We start from the raw sequence: 20,222 nt of genomic DNA, 5'->3' as shown, positions 1-20,222 counted from the left end.
AATCTCTCCCTTTTCTCGTTTTATAGTGCTGCGTTTACATCCAATCTTTCTTTTATCGAATAATTCGTTTTTAACCAATGTGCAATATTTTCAATATCCGTTGAGAAGATGCGATCATTTGTAATAGATGGTACTTGCTGACGCCCTTGATGGTAGAAGCTCTTCGTCACTGTACTCATGTTTTCAATCCCGCGATATTCTGCCGCTTGCATCGCACAAATCATTTCAATTGAAAGAACACGTCTTACATTTTGAATAATTTGATGTGCATGACGTGAAGCGATTGTTCCCATACTTACGTGATCTTCTTGGTTAGCTGATGACGGGATTGAATCAACACTCGCCGGATGTGCTAACGTTTTATTTTCAGAAACTAGTGACGCTGCAGCATATTGCATAATCATTGCACCAGACTGAAGTCCTGGTTCTGGACTTAAAAATGGCGGTAAATCGTTTAACTGCGGATTTACTAAACGCTCAATACGACGCTCTGAAATGTTTGCAAGTTCTGCCATTCCTACTTTTAAGAAGTCCATCGCAAATGCAATCGGTTGACCATGGAAATTACCACCTGAAATTACTTTTTCCCCGCCATCAAAGATTAGCGGATTATCTGTTGCGGCATTCATTTCAATTTCTAATTTTTCTTTCACATAATTCAAAACTTGCCAAGAAGCACCGTGTACTTGCGGGATACAACGAAGTGAATAGGCATCCTGTACACGTAGTTCTCCTTGTTTTGTTGTTAACTTACTATCATGAAGAATGTCACGAATTCTGCTTGCTACATCCACTTGCTCTTTATAGCCACGTGCTTTATGAACATTTTCATCAAATGCATCAATAATGCCTTGTAACCCTTCAATTGTCATCGAAGCAATTAGTTCAGCTTGATACGCCGTTGCTTCTGCTTCTATATAAGAAAGAACTCCTTGTGCTGTCATCGCCTGCGTACCATTAATTAACGCAAGACCTTCTTTCGCTTCAAGTTCAATTGGCTCAAGCCCTTCTTCTGTAAGAGCAACCATTGCATGAACGCGTTTCCCCTTATAGAACACTTCACCTTCGCCTAATAATACGAGCGCAAGATGAGATAAAGGTGCTAAATCTCCACTTGCACCAAGTGAACCTTGTTGCGGAACGACTGGATGAATTTTACGATTTACAAACTCAAGAAGCATATTTACAACAAGCGGCCTTACGCCTGATACTCCTTTAAGCATCGTGTTCGCTCGTAAAATTAACATTCCGCGCGATACTTCTTCCGGGAATGGGTCACCTATCCCACATGCATGTGACTGAATTAAATTATGTTGAAGTGCCTTTACATCATCTTTTTGGATAAGCACATCACTAAACTTTCCAAATCCAGTTGTAATACCGTAAACGACTTTTCCGTCCTCTACAATTTTCTCAACTACTTCGCGGCACTCCGCTACCTTTTGCATACTAGTTGGACAAGCTGTTACACCTTCTCCTTCCAGTAATAACCTCTTCATTTCTTCAACTGTCAATGTATGTCCTGTTAACGTAATCATCATTTTTCCTCCTTAAAAAGGCAAAAGGGGACCTTATCTTTTTAAGACAGACTTCTGTCCTAAAAAAGTAAGGCCCCCTTCTAACTAATAGACTATGGGCAAATCATATGTGATTAATTCCTAAACCAATCGCCTCATGCTCAGATCCTTTTACAGGTGCACCAATCGTTCCATATAATGCAACAGCAACCCATTCGCCTTCTTTTTTCCCGTCGTATGGTGTACCGCGCACAATCGCAAAACGAAGTCCTACTGTACGAAGAACGTCTGCTAACTGAATTTGACCTCTCGTCACTCCGTACAAAGCTTCCATAATTGCATGATAAAGTGCATGTGTTTCTCTGTAAACGTCTGTTTCAATAACTTGGTTGCTTTTAGCCGCTGTTTCCATTGCTGCGACAACCTTTTGCGAATTCATCGAACCCACTTTCCCCGTACAATACTTCCAACCTTTTGGAATGGATAATACAGGACTTTCATTCTCATCCGCAAGTGCCAACAGCATGGCCATACGACCAATTCGATGTGTTCCTTGAAGAAGCATGTGACTCTCTCATTTCTTTTGAATTATTTGAATATTACTTAATTTAAGAATATATGAAAACGGTTAAATCGTCAATAGTTTAAAATCATATTCAAACATTTTTTTCATCCCCCTAATTTTGTGTACACAAATGATTTACACAAAATTTCCAGACGTGCTATAGTCTCACTAACAGATGCAAAGGGGCGAAATTTCAGTGACAAAACGAAAAGATATTCATTTTCGAATTGAAGAGAAATTACTTGAAAGGTTTGAATCAGCACTCCATTACGAAGGTTTAAAGAAAACAGATGTATTAACACATGCAATCCAACAATTTTGCACAAAGGTGGAATGTGACAAAATGAATGATGTAAAACGACAATATAACGTTAGCAACCATTTACAAACACGCATCGACACACATACCCATTACGAAGAAAAACACGTAGATTTAGATAAGATCGTCATTGAACATTTACACCTTCAAGGGGATGAAAACATATTAGAGGTTGGGTGCGCTAGTGGAAAATTTCTTTCTCTTTTACAAACAAATGGTCATAAAGGCCCATTAACCGGGTTTGATCAATCCGAAGCTATGCTTGCTGAAGCTGCTAAGACGAGTAACTTAATAGAATGGAAACGAGGGGATGCTAGTAAACTTCCTTTCGAAACAAATTATTATGACCTAATAATCGCAAGACATATGTTATACCATGTGAAAGATGTTGAAAAAACAATTCAAGGCTTTTATAAAGTCATTCGTCCTGGCGGAACACTTTTAGCTACAACAAATTCTAAAGTTTCATTACCTCGTATAGTTGAAATGTGTAACAACATGCTTGACGCATTTGATCTACCGAAAACATCACCAGCAGTCTCTCCATTTTGTTTAGAAAATGGTAAAGAGATAGTAGCATCTGCTTTTCCAATGGTTGAAGAAACAGTTATTCATAATGCGCTCGTTTTTCATCATGCTACCCCAATAGTAAACTATATTTCCAGCATGTTTCCATCGTTAAATATACCCGATAATATGTATCTTCAAGTCGAGATGAAAGAATGGCTAACAGAAGAAATCAACAAGGAATTATCGCTTCATAACGGTATATGGCGCGATCCAAAAACGTTAGTAATTTATCGGTGTAAAAAAGCTAGCATTTGCTAGCTTTTACACGTTTTCTCGTAAAAGTTTCTCCATTACTACATTGCCTTTACCACAATAAAAATCTGTATTATGTTCGTCTGCCACTCCAAAATAAGAGGCAATCGCTATTCCAAATGGTACAAATGCATGCCCTTGTGCTGTAATGATATTTGAGTGTTGCACAACTTCTTCATACACGAAATTTTCTACTGGAAAACAATCGAATTTTTGATAATCTATAGTCGCAGTATAAGAAATCCCTTTAAATAACCCTGCTTTTGCTAGCGCATACGGTCCAGCACAAATTGCCGCCACTAATTTTTCTTGTTCGTGAAATTGACGAATGACTGAAAAAAGAGATTTCGCATCTTTCAACTGTACTTCTTCTCCACCTGGAATAAGTACCCCCTCATACTCATCTACACGTACTTCACTTACTTCTATATGTGGTTGCACTTGCAAACCTGTTTCACTTATAATCAATTCTTTTGTTAAGCCCGCTGTAATGATTTCAAATTTATTTTTCAGCAATGCCGTCGCTACTGTTATTTCAAACTCCGCAAATGTTGGGTATACAAATAAAAGTATTTTTTTCATAGCCCTCTCTCCTTTAACCAGTCCATAAAATATACCTCTAAATCGTCAACTGTTAATCTATTCGTGTCCACATAAGTTACAGGAAATTGTTTATACCAGTCTTTTTCAGTTTCTGCTAATTTAAATTGCTCCTCAAATGTACTTCTGTTTCTTGTTCTATCATTATTTTTTCTATCATATAAATTACTTTCCGATACATCCAAATAAAAAATAGCATCCGAACGGCATTCTCTTAATTTATATAATTCATCTTTCAATTCATTTTCTATATCCCACTCTTTCCCTATAACCATTGGGTAAAAAAGTGTATAAAATTCGATGTCTTCTGGTCCACGATCAAAAATCACGACTGAACCTTTTGCATTTTGAAAATCTTTTATTTTAGCTTCTATAAACATTTTTTGATTTGCTATAAACCCTTCTTTTGAATTCATATCCAACTTTAATCGCTTTCGCTTTTCTACAATTGGATAAGGATTTTCATATATAACTGAAAACCCACATCGCTCTAACCTTTTAGCCAATGTCGTTTTTCCGCTTGCCATCGGTCCTTGGAGTGAAATTACATATGCCATTCCTCTCATTCCCTTGCGCTTTAGTAAAACTATAATATACAGAATCTTGAAAACTATCAACATTATATATATCATCTTGTTTCTTATTCTTATCTAACTTATAATGAAAAATAGAGATTATGACGGACGCATCAATAATGTAAGCTTGGAAATCCAAGCTTACATTATTTTTTGCTTTCCCTTTTCTAATAAAAAGAGTATACTAGATTAGAACGTATGTTCTTAATAATTACATACAGTAAGGAGATAGAACAATGGTATACGACACAAAAGCAATTTCTTGGAATGAATCTTTAAAACAACTTCAACGCCGCTATACAAACAAACAAGTTGACCGAAAAGAATTTGAGGATATTGAACTGATGGAATTCTTCCGCGATAACGACTACATTTCTTTACCTACACACATAAGCGGCCTATCAAAAACACGTTTTACTTCTTACTCTATTTTCACAACTGAAGATAAAGATCGTAAAGTTGGCACATTAATCATTGAATATGTAGAAGATGATAATAATAATTTACATGTGGAACAACTATACTTTGTTTAAATGATAACGCTTGGTCAAAATGACCAAGCGTTCTTGCTTTCTATGAATCTCACTGTATATAATATGAATAAAAGAAAACCGCTATCATTAAGGGGGGATATGCTTGCTTGAAGGATGGTTCAGTTGGTTCATTGTATTATGGACGGTTATTTTATTAGGGCTTATGTCTATCGGTGGATACTTTATGTTCAGAAAATTTTTAAAACGTTTACCAAAAGAAGACGGCATGTCCATTTTGGATTGGGAAGAACACTACATAAATAAAACGAGACATTTATGGGCTGACGAACAAAAACAATTGTTAGAAGAGCTTGTAAGCCCTGTTCCAGAACTATTTCGCGATGTTGCAAAATCAAAGATCGCTGGAAAAATCGGGGAACTTGCATTACAAGAAAATGCCTCTCAAATTACACAAGACTTAATTATTAAAGGATATATCATTGCCACACCAAAGCGTGACCATAAATTTTTAATTAAAAAACTACAAGAAAAAAAGATTGATTATTCTAACTATCGATCTTTACTCGCAAAGTAACTTCATATTATTTTCGATAAAAAAGACAGCGCCTTTGACGCTGTCTTTTTATTTGGTACATATACAGTTTTTAAGTTAGCTTCATATCTTTTTCATTATAAAAACCATCTTCTTTTTCCATTTCCTTCTGTAATTTCGTAAAGGAACGATACATTGCAATTCTCCATGACACAATCATCGCGAACGCAAGTAAAAAGAACATGCCACTAAGTTGTCCTAAATCAAGAGATTGGCTTAAGTATGTTTTAAATACAATCCGCACGACAAGTAATCCAATTAATATAAAAACAAAGGCTTTGGAACGCTTCAAATAAATCTCTTGTCCTCTAATTTCAAATTTAGATGTTTTAATAAGAAAAATAGAGAAAAACAAACCGACGCCAATTGCTTCTAACATTTCCGCTGGAGTTAATCGAAATTCAGGAAAAACATACATCAATGCTCCCGTGCTCATAAAAAATGGCGGAAGTATAATTTTTTTCAATGTTGCAGGTTTCTTAGCTGCTTTTAAACGAATAAACATCGCACCGACAGCCATACAAACAGCAACGATACTTGATAAAAGAACTATGTTCATATTTTCTCATCCTTTTTTGTGGCTATATGCAAAATATACTTTCATTATATGCTTTTCCGTTAGTATTTCCAACATTTTCGCAGAATAATACTAAAAACCGGTAAAACCACCAAATAAACTTGAGAAATATACGATAATTTTCGTCATCCAGTTAAAGTATAGGAAGACCCCCATAACAATCATAATATATCCTCCGACTTTCATGAAGGCCATACTATTTCTTTTAATCCAAGACATTTTCGTAATAAAGAATGACAGTACGAAAAACGGGATAGCAAATCCAAGTATGTAAGCAATCATGTAAATCATTGCTGATTCTGGGTTTGTTGCTGCTAATCCAATTACGGACACTAGAATTGGTCCGGTACATGGCGTCCACCCTGCTGCAAAGGCTAATCCAATTAGTACTGATCCAAAATAGCCACTTGGACGATTTTTAAATGTAAATTTACGGTCTTGCATTAAAAATTTCGGCTTAAACACCCCGACAATAATTAAGCCGAACACGATGATAAATATACCACCTAACTGTCTGATTAAATCTTTATAGTCAGTAAAGATTCCTCCAATAAAACTTGTACCAAATCCAATTGCAATAAATATAATTGAAAATCCAAGTAAGAAAAACGCTGTATGTATCATACTTCTTTTGCGAAGCATTGCATTTTCTTCTTTCAATTCAGAAACCGACATACCTGTTATGTACGATAAAAATGCCGGATAAAGCGGTAAGCAACATGGGGAAATAAATGATAAGAACCCGGCGCCAAACGCTAAAAAAATACTAATATCTTGCATCATTCCACTCCTCTCCCTAAATATTGTAACAAAAACACATAAAAATACTATGAACAATTCGTGAAATCACTTTTACAACGTGGCAATAAGAAAAACCGTACTTCCTCACAGTTTCTAATAAAACGTTTTCATTTCCTTCTATTATATAGAAAAAACTCAAATGGATTATGAAACTCCTTTAATTGTCATTACCATAACAAAGGTAACATAGTTTCTCAAATAATTAGCACGTTACTAGTACGTCTATATACATATTGGTTTAAAAATATTTTTTCAAATGCTGGCTCTATACAATGCAAAGTTGATTTTATAATACTTCTACTATTAATAATTTCAAGATTATGCATAAATATCATACTTTTATTATTATTCTATAAAATGTCATACTTTTCTTTCATTTGACCCTTTATTTCTAATTTTGTATACTTCCCTCTAGTTATATATTTTCGATACGGAACAACTTCATATAGATGGGAGGAATTTTTCATGCTTCGTTATTCTCTTTTAGTTTTATTAGGAGCGTGTAGTTATGGAATTTTAGCTATTTTTGTTAAGCTTGCATATGCAGAAGGATTTTCACTTGGAGAGGTAATTGGCAGCCAATATTTGTTCGGTTGGATTATTTTGCTTGCTATTACACTTCTATTTTCTAGACATCGCGTTCCTTTAAAGCAAGCACTACTTTTATTCGTTGCAGGAACATCTGCAAGTTTTACCGGGATTTTTTATTATGCTTCATTAAAAACTGTACCAGCTTCTATTGCAATTATTCTTTTATTCCAATTTGTTTGGGTCGGAATTATCATTGAAGCAGTCGCAACAAAAACATTACCTTCAAGAGAAAAAGTTATTTCTGTTATTTTCTTACTTGTAGGGACATTTTTATCAAGTGGTTTACTTGAACAATCAGCAGGTGCTTTCGATACGACTGGGATCATTTTAGGTTTATTATCTGCTGTTACATTCGCAACATACATTTTCGTGAGCGGAAAAGTTGCTGTTGAAGTACCTTCATTACCGCGCGGTGTTCTCTTAATGACTGGTGCTTTAACTTTAGTCATGATTGTATTCCCACCAACATTTATTTTTAATGGTGCCATTTCTCAAGGTCTTTGGAAATACGGTTTAGGATTAGGAACATTTAGTATCGTAATTCCATCTATTGCCTTTACAATCGGTATTCCAAAAATCGGTTCTGGCTTAGCAACTATTCTTGGTGCAGCGGAACTACCAGTTACAACAATTATGTCCGTATTCGTTTTAAAAGAGGCTGTACTATCTTCACAATGGTTCGGTGTATCACTTATTTTAATCGGGATTGCAATCCCGCAAATTGCATACGCAATGCGTGGACGTTATCGTAAACATCATACGCATAAAAAAGTCGCAGCATAAAGCGAAACTTTAATTAGTTGAACCAATCGGACTGCCCATTAATACGGGATAAACGAGAGAGGATTTTCATTTGAGAATCCTCTCTTTTATTGTTGTATACTTATGATAAATATTTTGCTGAAGAAAGAAGGCATACTACATGGTATCTATTTCAAATCAACTAAAAGAAAAACTTATTTCCATCCGTCGACATTTACATGAGTATCCAGAACTATCATATGAAGAGTTCGAAACAACAAAAGCAATAAAAAATTGGTTAGAAGAAAAAAACATTACTATCATTGACTCCAATTTAGAAACAGGAATTATCGCTGAAGTGTCTGGTAATAAAAACGGGCCAATTGTAGCAGTTCGTGCTGATATTGATGCCCTTCCTATTCAAGAAGAAACACATTTGTCCTATGCATCTAAAGTACGAGGAAAAATGCATGCTTGTGGACACGATTTTCATACAGCTGCCATTTTAGGTACTGCTTTCTTATTAAAAGAAAGAGAATCTTCCCTAAATGGAACGGTTCGCTTCATATTCCAACCAGCTGAAGAAAGTAGTAATGGCGCTTGCAAAGTTATTGATGCTGGACATTTACGTAATGTGCAAGCGATTTTCGGCATGCATAATAAACCTGATTTACCAGTAGGTACAATTGGCATTAAAGATGGTCCACTGATGGCTGGAGTTGATCGATTTGAAATTGAAATTCACGGAGTTGGTACACACGCGGCTGTACCAGATGCTGGCGTAGATCCTATTGTCGCATCCTCTCAAATTGTGATGGCACTGCAAACAATTGTAAGCCGAAATATAAGTTCATCTCATAATGCGGTTGTTAGTGTTACAAATATTCACGCAGGAAATACGTGGAACGTAATTCCTGAAAAAGCTACGTTAGAAGGAACGATTCGCACGTTCCAAGCTGAAACACGTGAAAAGATTCCAGCACTCATGGAGCGTATTATTAAAGGTGTATCTGATGCATTAGGTGTAAAAACGAAATTCCGTTTTTATTCAGGTCCTCCTGCTGTTCACAACGATAAAGCTCTTACAGACTTATCTACTCAAGTTGCCACAAAGATGAATCTTAATATCATCTCGCCTAGTCTATCAATGGCTGGAGAAGATTTCTCATTTTACCAACAGGAAATACCAGGTTCATTCGTCTTTATGGGAACGAGCGGTACACATGAATGGCATCATCCTGCTTTTACAATTAATGAAGAGGCACTGCCTATAAGTGCAGAATACTTTGCTTTACTAGCCGAAAGAGCACTTAAACAATTTTCATAAAAAAAGCCGTTCAAAGTGCATCTCAGCACCCTGAACGGCTTTTCTTATTAAGTTAAATCACGTTTTAAAAACACAGTATATGAAATACATAAAAATACGAACAAATAAAGTAGCAACATACATGATGCAAACGGGAATGTTACTCCATCAATAAAACTTCCGTTCTTTGAAATACTATATAAATCTGTGTTTGCTGGCAATAAATATTTCGCCCAGTTATATCTAGTGGCTGCTAATAACGCAATATTGCCTGATAAAGCAAGGAATAGTGAAATACCAATTGCACCTCCACTAGATCTCGTTAACACAGAAATCATAAATGCAAACGATGCGTACACAACCGTTGGTAACCACGATAAAACATAATATTTACTTGCTTCTACAAAAATGTTTTGTTTTATTATATTTCCATCTTGGAAAATAAACTCACTCCATGCAGGCTGTTGGAATTTATAAATAACAAGTCCACATAAAGCGGAGAAGATCATATTAAATATAAATAATAAAGCTGCAAATATAACGATTGCTAAAAATTTTGCTGTTAAAATTTTAAAGCGACTCGCTGGTCGTATCGTTAAAAATTTATATGTTCCCCAGCTATATTCATTCGCAAAAATTGTACTTGCATACACGAGGATAAATGGGAGCAAAATTGGAAATACGATAAAACCTGTATCTCTCATGAAAGAAAGTGGAGAACTGCTTGCCGGTGCTGTATCCGTATCTAAATGCTTCATCTTAAGCTGGTATTCTTTTACAAGCTCATCCCCTGATTTTTCTGCTAAAATAGCTTCTTTTTTCATGCCAAGCTTTTTCTCAATTTCTACAGTTCGTTCTGTATAATCTACTTTCCATCCTTTTGTTTCCGGTTCAAAATACTTTACCGTAACCCATCCTAATCCGATTATTAATACTGCAATAACTGCAAATGGAATAATCGTTCGCTTCCGCTTAAATATTTTATACAGTTCGTTATATACTAAATTAAACAATATCTTTTCCCCCTGTTAATTCTAAAAATTGCTCTTCTAACGTTTTTCTTTCTTCATATACACGATACACTTGAATATTTTTCTCAAGCAATGTACGAATAACATTTGGGATTTCTTCATCTTTTACATTAATAAGTAATTCATTATCTTTTACTAAAACATCATGCCCTAATATTTCTGCTGCTTTATTCGCATCATCTACACGTATACGGATCGTCTCCATCTCTTCGCTTTGGCTATGCTGAATATTTTGCGTAGCCACATATTCCCCGTGCTGAATAATGATAACTCTGTCACACATTAATTCAACTTCTGAAAGTAAGTGACTTGATACAAGTACAGCTTTTCCTTGTTCATGTGCAATTTTTTTTATGTACATTCTCATTTCATGTATTCCACTAGGGTCTAATCCATTTGTCGGTTCATCTAGTATCAACACGTCTGGATCGTGAATAAGTGCCTGAGCGATTCCTAAACGTTGTCTCATGCCGAGTGAATACGCTTTTACTTTGCGATCAATTACTTGTCCCATCCCTAACAATTTCACTACTTCATCGATACGTTCTTCGGTCACATTACCATTCATTCGTCCGAAATATGTTAAATTTTCATAGCCGCTCAAAAAAGGATAAAATTCAGGTGTCTCAATTACCGCTCCAATTTTCGCAGCTGTTTTTTCGAATTGCTGTTTCACAGATTGACCATCAATCCATACCTCACCTTCTGTCATACGGATCATACCAACCATCATTCTCATTAAAGTCGTTTTTCCAGCACCGTTTGGTCCGAGTAAACCGACAACCTCGCCTTTTTTCACTTCAAAACTAATATTTTGTACAAGTGTCTTTGATCCGATTCGCTTCGTTAACCGATCGACTTTTACAATTGATTGTTCATTTGTCATTCTATACAACCTTTCCTTCCCATTCTTTGTCAGGTCTTTTCACTGTAACATGATTATTTTTATGTGTAAAATGGAAAAAGGCATGATTTCTCATGCCTTTTTCTTGAAATGCAACGAATTTTTATCTTGTAAACTTTGAACAAATCGAAAACATTGCACCATGGATAATAGAAGGATAACAATCATAATTATACTCACTACTACTATTGCATATATTGTAATCGGTGCACTATTTATCCCTTGTATTCCTGCTATTCTTATAAAGATAATCGTAAATAATTTTAAAAATAACATCCCATTAACTAATCCAAAACAAACGCTGCTCCATAAATGAATAATTGCTCCTGACATAATAAACATAGCACTTCTTTTCTTTTTATATTTTCTGCTACATAAGATATAAACTCCTCTCTCCTCACTAGCAAAGGAGTACATCATTTTATATGTAGTAAAAATACATATGAAAATTAGTACAATAAACAGTGTGTAAAAATACATTTGAAATACAAATGCATCCCCTACTTTCAAAATAGCTCCTTCATTAAATTGTAACGATATCATAAAAAACAAAATCATAATACTCATAGCAATCCACATAAATTGCTTCATCCTTTTGGTAGCAAATGTTCTAATATTTTTTCTCGCTAACCGACATAAAGACATAAAATTCTTCCCCTACCTTATTACATACGCATTCTATACTACTAGTGTATAAAAATATGACATTTTAAACATCGCACTACAATCGGAATTTCTTCTAAGTCTTTAGTCCTAGAAAACGAAATGATAAAAAATCACATTTAGAATATAATTGTAAAAAGGAGGAGATTGCATGCGTATAAAATTACTATCAATCTTGTTTTTATTATTACTCACAAGTTGTAGCCAAATAAAAAACAATGAAGTTGCCATTGTTGAGCCATACAAATTAACAAAAGAGCAAGCTTCTATTTTACAAATGACTCCTTTTCAAGAAGGAAATAGCATGTTTTATAACGTTACGCTTAAAAATGATAAAGATGAAATAAATGCTACAATTGATTATTATAACAATGGTAAAAAAACAAAAGAAATTGCTAATATAGCTACCTCACATTTTTCAAAAAAGAAAGTAAAGCTTTCTTTTTTACCACCACATTTCCAATTCGATAAAGATATACAAGAAAAAAGGCAGTGGTATATGAATATTGAAGGTGCTTCAACGCTTGTTCATGAAGAAGCACCACCAAGCGTAAATAGCTCCGCAACTACTACAATCCAATCTATAAAAAATTTAAAATACAATCAAAAAACAATTTTAGCTGCTGTAATCCAAACAAGTAAAGAAACTGTAAGCGTCCCTACAATTGACGAAGACAAAGGTATTGATCTACTCTTAAAAGAAAATGAACACGTTTATCTATTTAGTATCGAGCTAAAAAAAGAACAATAAAGCGGAAATGCAACTTAAGTTGCACTTCCGCTTTATTGTTTAACAAGGTGTACTTTTATAAATCTGAATTAACTTCATTTTCTGTTACTACTATTACTCATCTTCTACTTCTATTCTTTTCTTCTCTCTTGCAATTTTTAAAAACTCTAGCAACTCTGGATTACTATTCATTTTTTTGTAAGCCACTGACATTTCTGCCACAAAATTAGAATCATATAATTCTTTATATACAACTTCTGTTTTATATAACTTATTTGCCGATACGGGTATTACTGTAATTCCAATCCCTGCCGCTACAAGCCCCATAACTGTTTGATACTCTGTTGCTTCTTGTACAATACGTGGACTAAATCCAACTTCTCTGCAAAGAGATAAAATTGTATCATACAAAGCTGGCCATACTGGTCTCGTAATAAATACAAACGGCTCATCTCGTAAATCTTCTATATGTATTTCATCTTTCTCTGCAAGTGGATGTGCCTTTGGTAAACATAAGGTACAAGATAACCTTTGAATTGGCTCTAATTCTAATAATTGTGTTGGAATTGGTGGACGTAAAAAGCCAATATCAATACGATTATCATGAAGTGCATGAACTTGATCTGGTGTTGACAATTCATGTAATGCAACAGACACTCTCGGAAATTTCTTTCTATATTCCCTAACAATTGATGGTAAAATATCATATATCGCCGCACCTACAAAACCAATTGAAAGTGATCCTACTTCTCCCCTTTGCGCACTTTGTGCAACTTCTACTGCTTTTTCAATTTGTTCAAACGCTTTTTTTACTTCTTTTAAAAACATTTCTCCTGCTTCTGTTAGTTCAACCTTTCTTTTCGTTCTTGAAAATAATGTAACTCCCATTTCTTTTTCTAATTGCTGTATTTGTTGACTAAGTGGTGGTTGTGTCATTTGTAAACGAGCAGCTGCCCGTCCAAAGTGTAACTCTTCTGCCACAACAACAAAATATTGCAAATGCCGTAATTCCATTTTTGGACACCCTTTTCACTTTCGATTAATATGTCTAATATATTAATAACATATAATTTATATATTAGACAAATATTTTGAATGAACGTATAGTAGAAATTGTTAATTCTTTTTTACAATTTTTATGTAAAAAAAGAAAGAGGTGGTTACTGTATGAAATGGTGGAAGTTAAGCGGACAAATTTTGTTACTATTTTGTTTCGCTTGGACAGGTGAATGGATTGCAAAACAGGCACACCTCCCAGTTCCAGGAAGTATAATCGGTATTTTTTTATTATTAATTTCATTAAAATTTAACCTAGTTAAGAAAGCATGGATACAGGACGGAGCAGATTTTTTATTAAAAGAACTTATTTTATTTTTCATCCCTTCTGCAGTCGCTGTCATACGTTACAGAGATACACTAACACAATATGGAATCGATCTCATTTTAATTATTATGATTAGCACTCTTTGCGTTACCTTAGTTACAGGACTTTTAACAGAATTGCTACTAAAGCGGAAAGGATCAACGCAATGATCGGATTTCTTTGTTTACTATTAACACTATTCACATATTGGATATCAAAAAAAATGTATCAACGTTGGAATTGGAGTCTACTTTCTCCTCTTCTCGTCTGTCCCATTATTTTAATTGCTTTATTGCTCGGATTAGATACACCTTATGAAACATATGAATCTGGTGGTCACTGGTTAACTGAATTATTAAAGCCTGCAACAGTTGCTTTTGCATGGCCAATCTATAAATATTTTGATTTATTAAAGAAACATGGAATGGCTATCTTACTTAATGTCATTGTCGGTTCGTTTTTATCAGTCATTACTTCAGCACTACTAGCAAATTATTTTCAAATTGATTCATCACTAGAACATAGTTTAGCGCCACATATCGTAACAACACCAATCGCAATGGCTATTTCAGAAATGATTGGTGGTATGTCACAATTAACTGCTGTATTTGTCGTTTTAACTGCCTTAACAGGAGCATTGCTCGGTCCTTCTCTCATACGCATTTTCCGCATTAAAACAGCAATCGCAAAAGGTATTATGTTAGGAACGAGCGCAAATGGAACCGGTACATCAAAAGCATTCGAAATCGGTCCTGTGGAAGGAACAATTGCAAGTTTATCCATGCTTTTAACAGCAGGCGCTAGTTTAGTTATCGTTCCGCTTTTCTTGTCTTGGATACATTAAAGAAGCAAGTATTTACATACTTGCTTCTTTATCTATATATTGGCACAGCAATTCATAATCCTCTGGAAAAGCTAAACACAATTGTTCAATTTCATGTATCCCTTTCCAAGCAATTTCATGTATTAACTCATCAGGATCTTGGATTTTCATATTACCGCCTATTTGTTTAACAAAATAATAATGGACATACACTGGAACACCGTATGTAATACCCTCTTTTTCATATATTTTATTTACCACTTCCACATTGTAACCTGTTTCTTCCCAAACTTCCCTGATACAACATTCTTCTATTGTCTCTCCCTTTTCAAGTCCTCCACTTGGGACAGACCATCTTTTTTCTTCTCCCTCTTTGCCCTGCAGTACCATTAAAACTTCATTTCTTTCATTTACACATACCGCTGCACTACCTATCCATCTCTCCATAAACATCCCTCCCCTACTAAAATTCGCCCTCTTTTTTATTTTCCCCTTGAAAAAAAGAGGAAAATAAAAAAACAATGACGAAAAATTACATCAACTTCATAGACAATCCTTTTTTAGAAATTAAAACTGGAAGGATGAAAATATGATTTCTAATTATGTTGTGGAATGTGTCTTTTGTGAAGAAAATCGAAAGGCTCGCCAAGCTATTGTCACAGTTCCCGCGACTACTCAGCTACTAGCCATTGAAAAAGTGCGTGCGGAATGCAAACGTCGCTTCGGAAAAACTGTATTATTACAAACAGAAATTAAAGAAAAAATTGTTTTTGAACAAAAAGAAAGCCGACCATAAATTGGTCAGCTTTCTTATCCGATCATATTTTCACATGAAGATTAGGGGCATCCTCTTTAAGGATCGGGATTTTCCCATTATGTACGTTCCATAATGGTCATCGAACAATATATTTCTATGCAATTAACTATTGAATAGAATAGGGCAAAACTTGTTCGCATTTTTAGAAAAGGGATAGGGATATAATTCAAGTAGTACTTCGAATACTCGAACTTTACACTCATAATATTAAAACAAATCCTTTTATATGGGAAATATGAATTACCTACATAATTCATTCGTAAAATATATTAATAGTTTGCTATATTAATTTTATCCCGCTATTTGTAAGCAGTAACCCCCTACTTATTATAATTTCACCTTACTCCATCAATAGCATACATCCAGCTAAAACCGGTGTCATAATCATCGAAAACCTCAAAAGCATTCGCGGTGCATAATTTGTAAACTTCGCGCCAATATATGCCCCTAACATGGTCCCAATTAATACTTGCAATAACAATATATAATCTAAATATCCTTCCGAACTATATCCTAGACCGCCTCCAATTGCAATCGGTAATATAACAAGCATTGTTGTCCCTACAGATTGCTGAATCGTTAATCCCAATAGAACCATTAATCCAAGCTGAATAAACGGTGCAGAACCAATCCCAAATGAACCAGCCATCATTCCAGTAACTAATCCAAGGCATATACATTTCAACAAGTAGTTCATGGAAAACTCTTTATGCTTATATAAAGATGACTGTTCTTTGTTTTGGAACATAATTAATTTAATAAACATAAAAATTGCCGATAAAAATAACATCCCAGCTGTAAACCAATGAAGAAGATGTGCTGGTATAAGTGAACCAAATTTAGAACCAATATAAGAGCCAATTGCGCCAAATCCCCCAACAATCCCGCCTATAATAAGTGCTACATTACCTTCACGGTAATGACTGACAACACCTGATAATGTCGTAAACGCCATTGCAGTTAAAGATGTTGCAAGAGCAACATGAATAGGAATATGAAATACTAAAGTGAGTATCGCGATAATAAACCCAGCTCCTCCAGCTCCAACAAATCCTAATAAAATACCCATTACTAACATTGTTATAATAATTGCCACAGACTTTCCCTCCAGTAACACAATTATCCATCATATTTATCCTTACATACAAATAAAAAGCATCCTAGATGGATGCTTTTTATTTCAATGATATGTACTTAATCTTGATTAATCAAAATAACCGCTGGACCAGCTACTACTACTCCAGCTACTTCTATTTTTTCAAATTCCTTTACTGTAATAGATATAACTCCTTCTCTTTCCATCAATTCTTTACTCAGGACATCAGTCGGGATTGCTTTCACCGTCTTACCTCCTTTTCATTTATACAATATGATAAAGTGAAACTTTCATCAGTGGGGTTTTTGTCCGTACTTATTGATTATTAACCCTCACCAATCGGGCGAATAATCGCCCAATGCATCTATATATATGCATCACCTCCGCTTTCATTCCTTATTCCACTCAAAAACCTTCTCCCCCTTCCTTGACATATTGAAAAATAAAAAAGAAGCTATAACATATAGCTACCCTCCACGTTTCTTTAATCTTTATGCACCGTATATTCCATGACTTTACCATCTCTATCAAATTGTAAAATAAGCTGTTCGCTATCTATTGGGATAAAGCCACGTTCAGTCCCAAGATAATACAAAGTGATAACTCCTTCTCCCCCACTTCTCGTTTCCGTTGGGGCTCCTAACAATTGTGTAATTTCTTCATTTGATTTCCCTTTTAATTTATATTTTTGTAATAGATCATCTACCATATGTACCCGCTTATCTGCATGATTTAACCATCTATTTTGATTAAACTTTGATGTATATTCATTTACACTTAGTTGTACAGTGCACACTATTAATGGTATGAGTGCTACTATTAACCCCCCCAACATTTGCTTCTTTTCTTCATTACGATTTTTAGAAACATATAAAATAGCCCTTTGAATCATGACTAATAAAACAAATGGTATGAATACTACAAAAATGCTGCTTACACTTAAGGGTATATGGACCATATCAATGACGAATATAAATACAATGTACATTACTATATATAAACAAAAAGAGACATACAAAATGCCACGTAGCATAGCGTTCAGAAAGATCTCCCCTTTTAACTCACTATATAATTCATCCGGCTAATCATTTCTTGAATCTGTTCTAATTCTTGCACTGTATATAATACTTCCCCTGCTAATATTTCATTTCTAAAGAACGTTACAATTTGCTCCCGATCTTTTAATCTAGGTGTTTCCTCACTAGAAAGGTCTACTATTTCTTTTCCATTTTTATTATAAAAATATACAACTGGTTTTACTTTTTCTTTTATACTATTAGCCTGCATTTCTTTCAAAGCACTGTATAAAATTTGAGATAGTTTCTTCGCCCTATATACTGGATTCCCTTCATTTTTCACTTGTATAGTTGACGAATCTTTACCTACTATATATTCAAATGTCTCTTCTTTTTCAACTTCTTGTTGATACTTACCCATTTCATCAATCATAAATGAATATATACCAGCATTTTCTTTCGTTAAACCATGAATTAATTTCTCTTCCCATTCTTTCGTCTCAAGTAGATAAATACCAGTTTTGCACAAGATGAGATGATGGATTCGATTATCGTTTATTTCACTATTATTTTTAATAAAAACATTCGGCATGATTTGAATTTCAGCATCTAATATGGTGCCTTGCTCTATGAATCCTCGTTTCATATAATGTAATGTTTCGTACGTATTCATTTCAGCGCCGTTTTTAGTATATTCTCGTAGATTTGCAATTAGTTTTTGAAACATATGTATTTCGTTATTATGTTTATTTTGCATTTCACTACGTTCTTTACTATGCTGCACAGCTAATTGATTTTTCATCATACGCATATTTTCAATTTCTCTATTTGCACTTACTTGTAAATCATTGTATTTTTTCTGTTCCATATTTTTTAAATTATTTTGTTGTTCTTTATGCTCTATCACCGTAGCTGCAATTTCATTTTTATACGTTTCAATCGCTTGTTTCTTTTCAAATTCTACTTGCTGACTCTCTGATTCTAACTGTTTATTTTTATAAAACAGCACAAATACTACAGCTAATAATATTAAAACCGCACCTATTAGCACATAATTCATATTTTTACCCCTTTATTTCATTTTCGATTATTTTTATAAATATATCTATTATAGTATACTATGGTTTCGATATAGACTTTGTAAAAGTTGTATATTTTTAATAAAAGGCACCTCTGACGGGGCACCTTTTATTTTCACTCTATTGTACACCATACTGAATATAACTTGGATCATAGTATATCCATTGATTTGTCCCTAAGCAAAGCCATCCATCTTGCTTACTCCATACTCGATACGATTCACCATGATGTAACTGTCTTATAACATTTCCATTTAATGATGGAGCATCACGCAAATTTACATTATCACCAGTAATAGTTGCCACATAATGTTTATACTGAATATAACTCGGATCATTATATACCCACTGATTTGTCCCTAAACAAAGCCATCCATCTTGTTCTCCCCAAACTTCATATGTTTCGCCACGATTCAATTGGCGAATTACACTAGACTGCAAAGATGGTCCACTTCTCAAATTCACATTATCTCCATTAATTATAGCAACCCCGTACACTGGAGTTGCATTATTAGGCGGGGAAACATTACCTCCACCACTTGCTCCATTCCCTTTTAAAGCTTCTAATGAAACTGCAGCTGATACATCACAATTTCCTACGCCTGAAATTTGTCCAGAATCTGTGTACTGCCACGCTGTCCACGTTGTCCATCCACCAGCATCAGCAGGCGGTGTACTCGAGTATTTAGCAATCCAAAGCGGTATATCACTTAATCCGCTAATTCCGAACTCATTAATATACCAAACTCCTGTATATAACATTACATCTTTTCCAGTAGCCTGTTTCACATAATTTATGAAGCTTCTTGCCCAATTCGATATAGCGTTACCAGTTAAATTACTGTTACTCGGATCTATTGGTGATTCTAAATCCAGAACTGGCATTAAGTCTGTCTGGTTATTTTGTAATATACTCACAAAATATTTTGCCTCTGAAATTGCATCATTTTGTTCTGGGCGTGCAAAATGGTATGCACCAATTAATACATTCGCATTTCGTGCTGCTTGTACATTCTTAGTAAAAGTAGGATCAATGTAGTTTACACCTTCTGTCGCTTTTGCATACGCTGCTGGAATTCCAGATGCCTTCACTGCATTCCAATCAATATTCCCTTCCCAATGAGACACATCAATAAACGTAACATTTGAACTTGATCTGTTTTGCATATAAAATCTCCTATCATTTTTTTACTTCGTATA

At 34.6% G+C, this 20,222-nt stretch carries 25 protein-coding genes and 1 pseudogene; 9 read left to right on the top strand and 17 right to left on the bottom strand.

Annotated features, from left to right (window positions below; all coding sequences use genetic code 11):
• Nucleotides 1-20: 20 nt before the first annotated feature.
• Together hutH and hutP are read right to left on the bottom strand one after the other, a co-directional pair.
• Complete coding sequence (hutH, locus tag IQ781_RS25185; RefSeq protein WP_000631874.1) at nucleotides 21-1,538, bottom strand: histidine ammonia-lyase; 1,518 nt, start codon at nucleotides 1,536-1,538, stop codon at nucleotides 21-23.
• Between the two features lie 103 nt (nucleotides 1,539-1,641).
• Entirely contained in the window at nucleotides 1,642-2,082 is a 441-nt protein-coding gene (gene hutP / locus IQ781_RS25180) for a histidine utilization transcription antiterminator HutP (RefSeq protein ID WP_000926516.1), read from the bottom strand.
• A gap of 196 nt (nucleotides 2,083-2,278) precedes the next feature.
• Between hutP and IQ781_RS25175 the strand changes: the two genes are divergently transcribed.
• Complete coding sequence (locus tag IQ781_RS25175; protein ID WP_139846893.1) at nucleotides 2,279-3,229, top strand: class I SAM-dependent methyltransferase; 951 nt, start codon at nucleotides 2,279-2,281, stop codon at nucleotides 3,227-3,229.
• Between the two features lie 3 nt (nucleotides 3,230-3,232).
• Here the strand turns inward: IQ781_RS25175 and IQ781_RS25170 are convergent, their stop codons facing one another.
• Together IQ781_RS25170 and IQ781_RS25165 are read right to left on the bottom strand one after the other, a co-directional pair.
• Nucleotides 3,233-3,805 (bottom strand): DJ-1/PfpI family protein, encoded by a 573-nt coding sequence (locus tag IQ781_RS25170; protein WP_000722200.1) that lies wholly within the window; start codon nucleotides 3,803-3,805, stop codon nucleotides 3,233-3,235.
• The gene (locus tag IQ781_RS25165) at nucleotides 3,802-4,380 is read right to left on the bottom strand and encodes an ATP/GTP-binding protein (RefSeq protein WP_000332129.1); all 579 of its coding nucleotides are present in this window, start codon (nucleotides 4,378-4,380) and stop codon (nucleotides 3,802-3,804) included. Before IQ781_RS25165 ends, IQ781_RS25170 begins: the two co-directional genes overlap by 4 nt.
• 254 nt (nucleotides 4,381-4,634) lie before the next feature.
• Here IQ781_RS25165 and IQ781_RS25160 point away from each other — a divergent pair, with 254 nt between their 5' ends.
• Both IQ781_RS25160 and IQ781_RS25155 read left to right on the top strand, forming a co-directional pair.
• Entirely contained in the window at nucleotides 4,635-4,931 is a 297-nt protein-coding gene (locus IQ781_RS25160) for a hypothetical protein (RefSeq protein ID WP_000262401.1), read from the top strand.
• 103 nt (nucleotides 4,932-5,034) lie between these two features.
• Nucleotides 5,035-5,466, top strand: coding sequence for a DUF2621 domain-containing protein (locus IQ781_RS25155; RefSeq protein ID WP_000889373.1), 432 nt, complete (start codon nucleotides 5,035-5,037; stop codon nucleotides 5,464-5,466).
• A gap of 70 nt (nucleotides 5,467-5,536) precedes the next feature.
• Here IQ781_RS25155 and IQ781_RS25150 read toward each other — a convergent pair whose 3' ends face one another.
• The 3 genes from IQ781_RS25150 to IQ781_RS28340 form a co-directional block, all read right to left on the bottom strand.
• Nucleotides 5,537-6,043: a CcdC family protein gene (locus IQ781_RS25150; protein ID WP_001028439.1), complete on the bottom strand. Its 507-nt coding sequence runs from the start codon at nucleotides 6,041-6,043 to the stop codon at nucleotides 5,537-5,539.
• Nucleotides 6,044-6,133: 90 nt separating this feature from the next.
• Complete coding sequence (gene ccdA, locus IQ781_RS25145) at nucleotides 6,134-6,841, bottom strand: cytochrome c-type biogenesis protein CcdA (RefSeq protein WP_001152676.1); 708 nt, start codon at nucleotides 6,839-6,841, stop codon at nucleotides 6,134-6,136.
• A 16-nt stretch (nucleotides 6,842-6,857) separates the two neighbouring features.
• The gene (locus IQ781_RS28340) at nucleotides 6,858-7,007 is read right to left on the bottom strand and encodes a peptidase T (protein WP_071732505.1); all 150 of its coding nucleotides are present in this window, start codon (nucleotides 7,005-7,007) and stop codon (nucleotides 6,858-6,860) included.
• A gap of 320 nt (nucleotides 7,008-7,327) precedes the next feature.
• Here IQ781_RS28340 and IQ781_RS25140 point away from each other — a divergent pair, with 320 nt between their 5' ends.
• Nucleotides 7,328-8,236, top strand: a complete 909-nt coding sequence (locus IQ781_RS25140) for an EamA family transporter (RefSeq protein WP_000947043.1) — start codon at nucleotides 7,328-7,330, stop codon at nucleotides 8,234-8,236.
• Between the two features lie 139 nt (nucleotides 8,237-8,375).
• Complete coding sequence (locus tag IQ781_RS25135) at nucleotides 8,376-9,521, top strand: M20 peptidase aminoacylase family protein (protein WP_000253675.1); 1,146 nt, start codon at nucleotides 8,376-8,378, stop codon at nucleotides 9,519-9,521.
• A 47-nt stretch (nucleotides 9,522-9,568) separates the two neighbouring features.
• On the opposite strand, the gene IQ781_RS25130 is transcribed toward IQ781_RS25135, so the two are convergent.
• The 3 genes and pseudogenes from IQ781_RS25130 to IQ781_RS25120 form a co-directional block, all read right to left on the bottom strand.
• The gene (locus IQ781_RS25130) at nucleotides 9,569-10,513 is read right to left on the bottom strand and encodes an ABC transporter permease (RefSeq protein ID WP_000482759.1); all 945 of its coding nucleotides are present in this window, start codon (nucleotides 10,511-10,513) and stop codon (nucleotides 9,569-9,571) included.
• A complete protein-coding gene (locus IQ781_RS25125; RefSeq protein WP_000180622.1) occupies nucleotides 10,506-11,417 on the bottom strand; it encodes an ABC transporter ATP-binding protein in 912 nt (303 codons plus the stop codon). Before IQ781_RS25125 ends, IQ781_RS25130 begins: the two co-directional genes overlap by 8 nt.
• 90 nt (nucleotides 11,418-11,507) lie before the next feature.
• Nucleotides 11,508-12,080: pseudogene (locus tag IQ781_RS25120) on the bottom strand (ABC transporter permease).
• Nucleotides 12,081-12,249: 169 nt separating this feature from the next.
• On the opposite strand from IQ781_RS25120, the gene IQ781_RS25115 reads away from it, so the two are divergent.
• Nucleotides 12,250-12,849: a hypothetical protein gene (locus tag IQ781_RS25115; RefSeq protein WP_001220617.1), complete on the top strand. Its 600-nt coding sequence runs from the start codon at nucleotides 12,250-12,252 to the stop codon at nucleotides 12,847-12,849.
• Nucleotides 12,850-12,942: 93 nt separating this feature from the next.
• Here IQ781_RS25115 and alsR read toward each other — a convergent pair whose 3' ends face one another.
• Complete coding sequence (alsR, locus tag IQ781_RS25110; protein ID WP_000423234.1) at nucleotides 12,943-13,842, bottom strand: acetoin biosynthesis transcriptional regulator AlsR; 900 nt, start codon at nucleotides 13,840-13,842, stop codon at nucleotides 12,943-12,945.
• A 153-nt stretch (nucleotides 13,843-13,995) separates the two neighbouring features.
• Between alsR and IQ781_RS25105 the strand changes: the two genes are divergently transcribed.
• Both IQ781_RS25105 and IQ781_RS25100 read left to right on the top strand, forming a co-directional pair.
• The gene (locus tag IQ781_RS25105) at nucleotides 13,996-14,361 is read left to right on the top strand and encodes a CidA/LrgA family holin-like protein (RefSeq protein WP_139846895.1); all 366 of its coding nucleotides are present in this window, start codon (nucleotides 13,996-13,998) and stop codon (nucleotides 14,359-14,361) included.
• Nucleotides 14,358-15,035, top strand: a complete 678-nt coding sequence (locus IQ781_RS25100; protein ID WP_016118473.1) for an LrgB family protein — start codon at nucleotides 14,358-14,360, stop codon at nucleotides 15,033-15,035. The genes IQ781_RS25105 and IQ781_RS25100 overlap by 4 nt, the downstream gene beginning before the upstream one ends.
• Before the next feature lie 12 nt (nucleotides 15,036-15,047).
• Here the strand turns inward: IQ781_RS25100 and IQ781_RS25095 are convergent, their stop codons facing one another.
• Nucleotides 15,048-15,461 carry an NUDIX hydrolase gene (locus IQ781_RS25095; RefSeq protein WP_016125124.1) on the bottom strand — a complete coding sequence of 138 codons (414 nt, stop codon included), beginning with the start codon at nucleotides 15,459-15,461 and terminating at the stop codon, nucleotides 15,048-15,050.
• Nucleotides 15,462-15,603: 142 nt separating this feature from the next.
• Here IQ781_RS25095 and IQ781_RS25090 point away from each other — a divergent pair, with 142 nt between their 5' ends.
• Entirely contained in the window at nucleotides 15,604-15,810 is a 207-nt protein-coding gene (locus IQ781_RS25090; RefSeq protein ID WP_000625222.1) for a DUF3903 domain-containing protein, read from the top strand.
• 361 nt (nucleotides 15,811-16,171) lie between these two features.
• Here IQ781_RS25090 and IQ781_RS25085 read toward each other — a convergent pair whose 3' ends face one another.
• The 5 genes from IQ781_RS25085 to IQ781_RS25065 all read right to left on the bottom strand — a co-directional run bounded on the left by IQ781_RS25085 (nucleotide 16,172) and on the right by IQ781_RS25065 (nucleotide 20,189).
• Nucleotides 16,172-16,927, bottom strand: coding sequence for a sulfite exporter TauE/SafE family protein (locus IQ781_RS25085; protein ID WP_000974659.1), 756 nt, complete (start codon nucleotides 16,925-16,927; stop codon nucleotides 16,172-16,174).
• A gap of 98 nt (nucleotides 16,928-17,025) precedes the next feature.
• The gene (locus IQ781_RS25080) at nucleotides 17,026-17,172 is read right to left on the bottom strand and encodes a BC1881 family protein (protein WP_000644411.1); all 147 of its coding nucleotides are present in this window, start codon (nucleotides 17,170-17,172) and stop codon (nucleotides 17,026-17,028) included.
• Between the two features lie 239 nt (nucleotides 17,173-17,411).
• On the bottom strand, nucleotides 17,412-17,960 hold the full coding sequence (locus tag IQ781_RS25075; protein ID WP_016125125.1) for a hypothetical protein: 549 nt from the start codon (nucleotides 17,958-17,960) through the stop codon (nucleotides 17,412-17,414).
• Nucleotides 17,961-17,983: 23 nt separating this feature from the next.
• A complete protein-coding gene (locus IQ781_RS25070; protein ID WP_016125126.1) occupies nucleotides 17,984-19,003 on the bottom strand; it encodes an NERD domain-containing protein in 1,020 nt (339 codons plus the stop codon).
• Nucleotides 19,004-19,142: 139 nt separating this feature from the next.
• The gene (locus IQ781_RS25065) at nucleotides 19,143-20,189 is read right to left on the bottom strand and encodes a GH25 family lysozyme (protein WP_001181393.1); all 1,047 of its coding nucleotides are present in this window, start codon (nucleotides 20,187-20,189) and stop codon (nucleotides 19,143-19,145) included.
• Nucleotides 20,190-20,222: the final 33 nt, after the last annotated feature.

It is taken from the genome of Bacillus sp. N447-1 (assembly GCF_022701035.1).
Lineage (GTDB): Bacteria > Bacillota > Bacilli > Bacillales > Bacillaceae_G > Bacillus_A > Bacillus_A cereus.
This window is presented reverse-complemented; position numbering and strand designations above follow the sequence as displayed.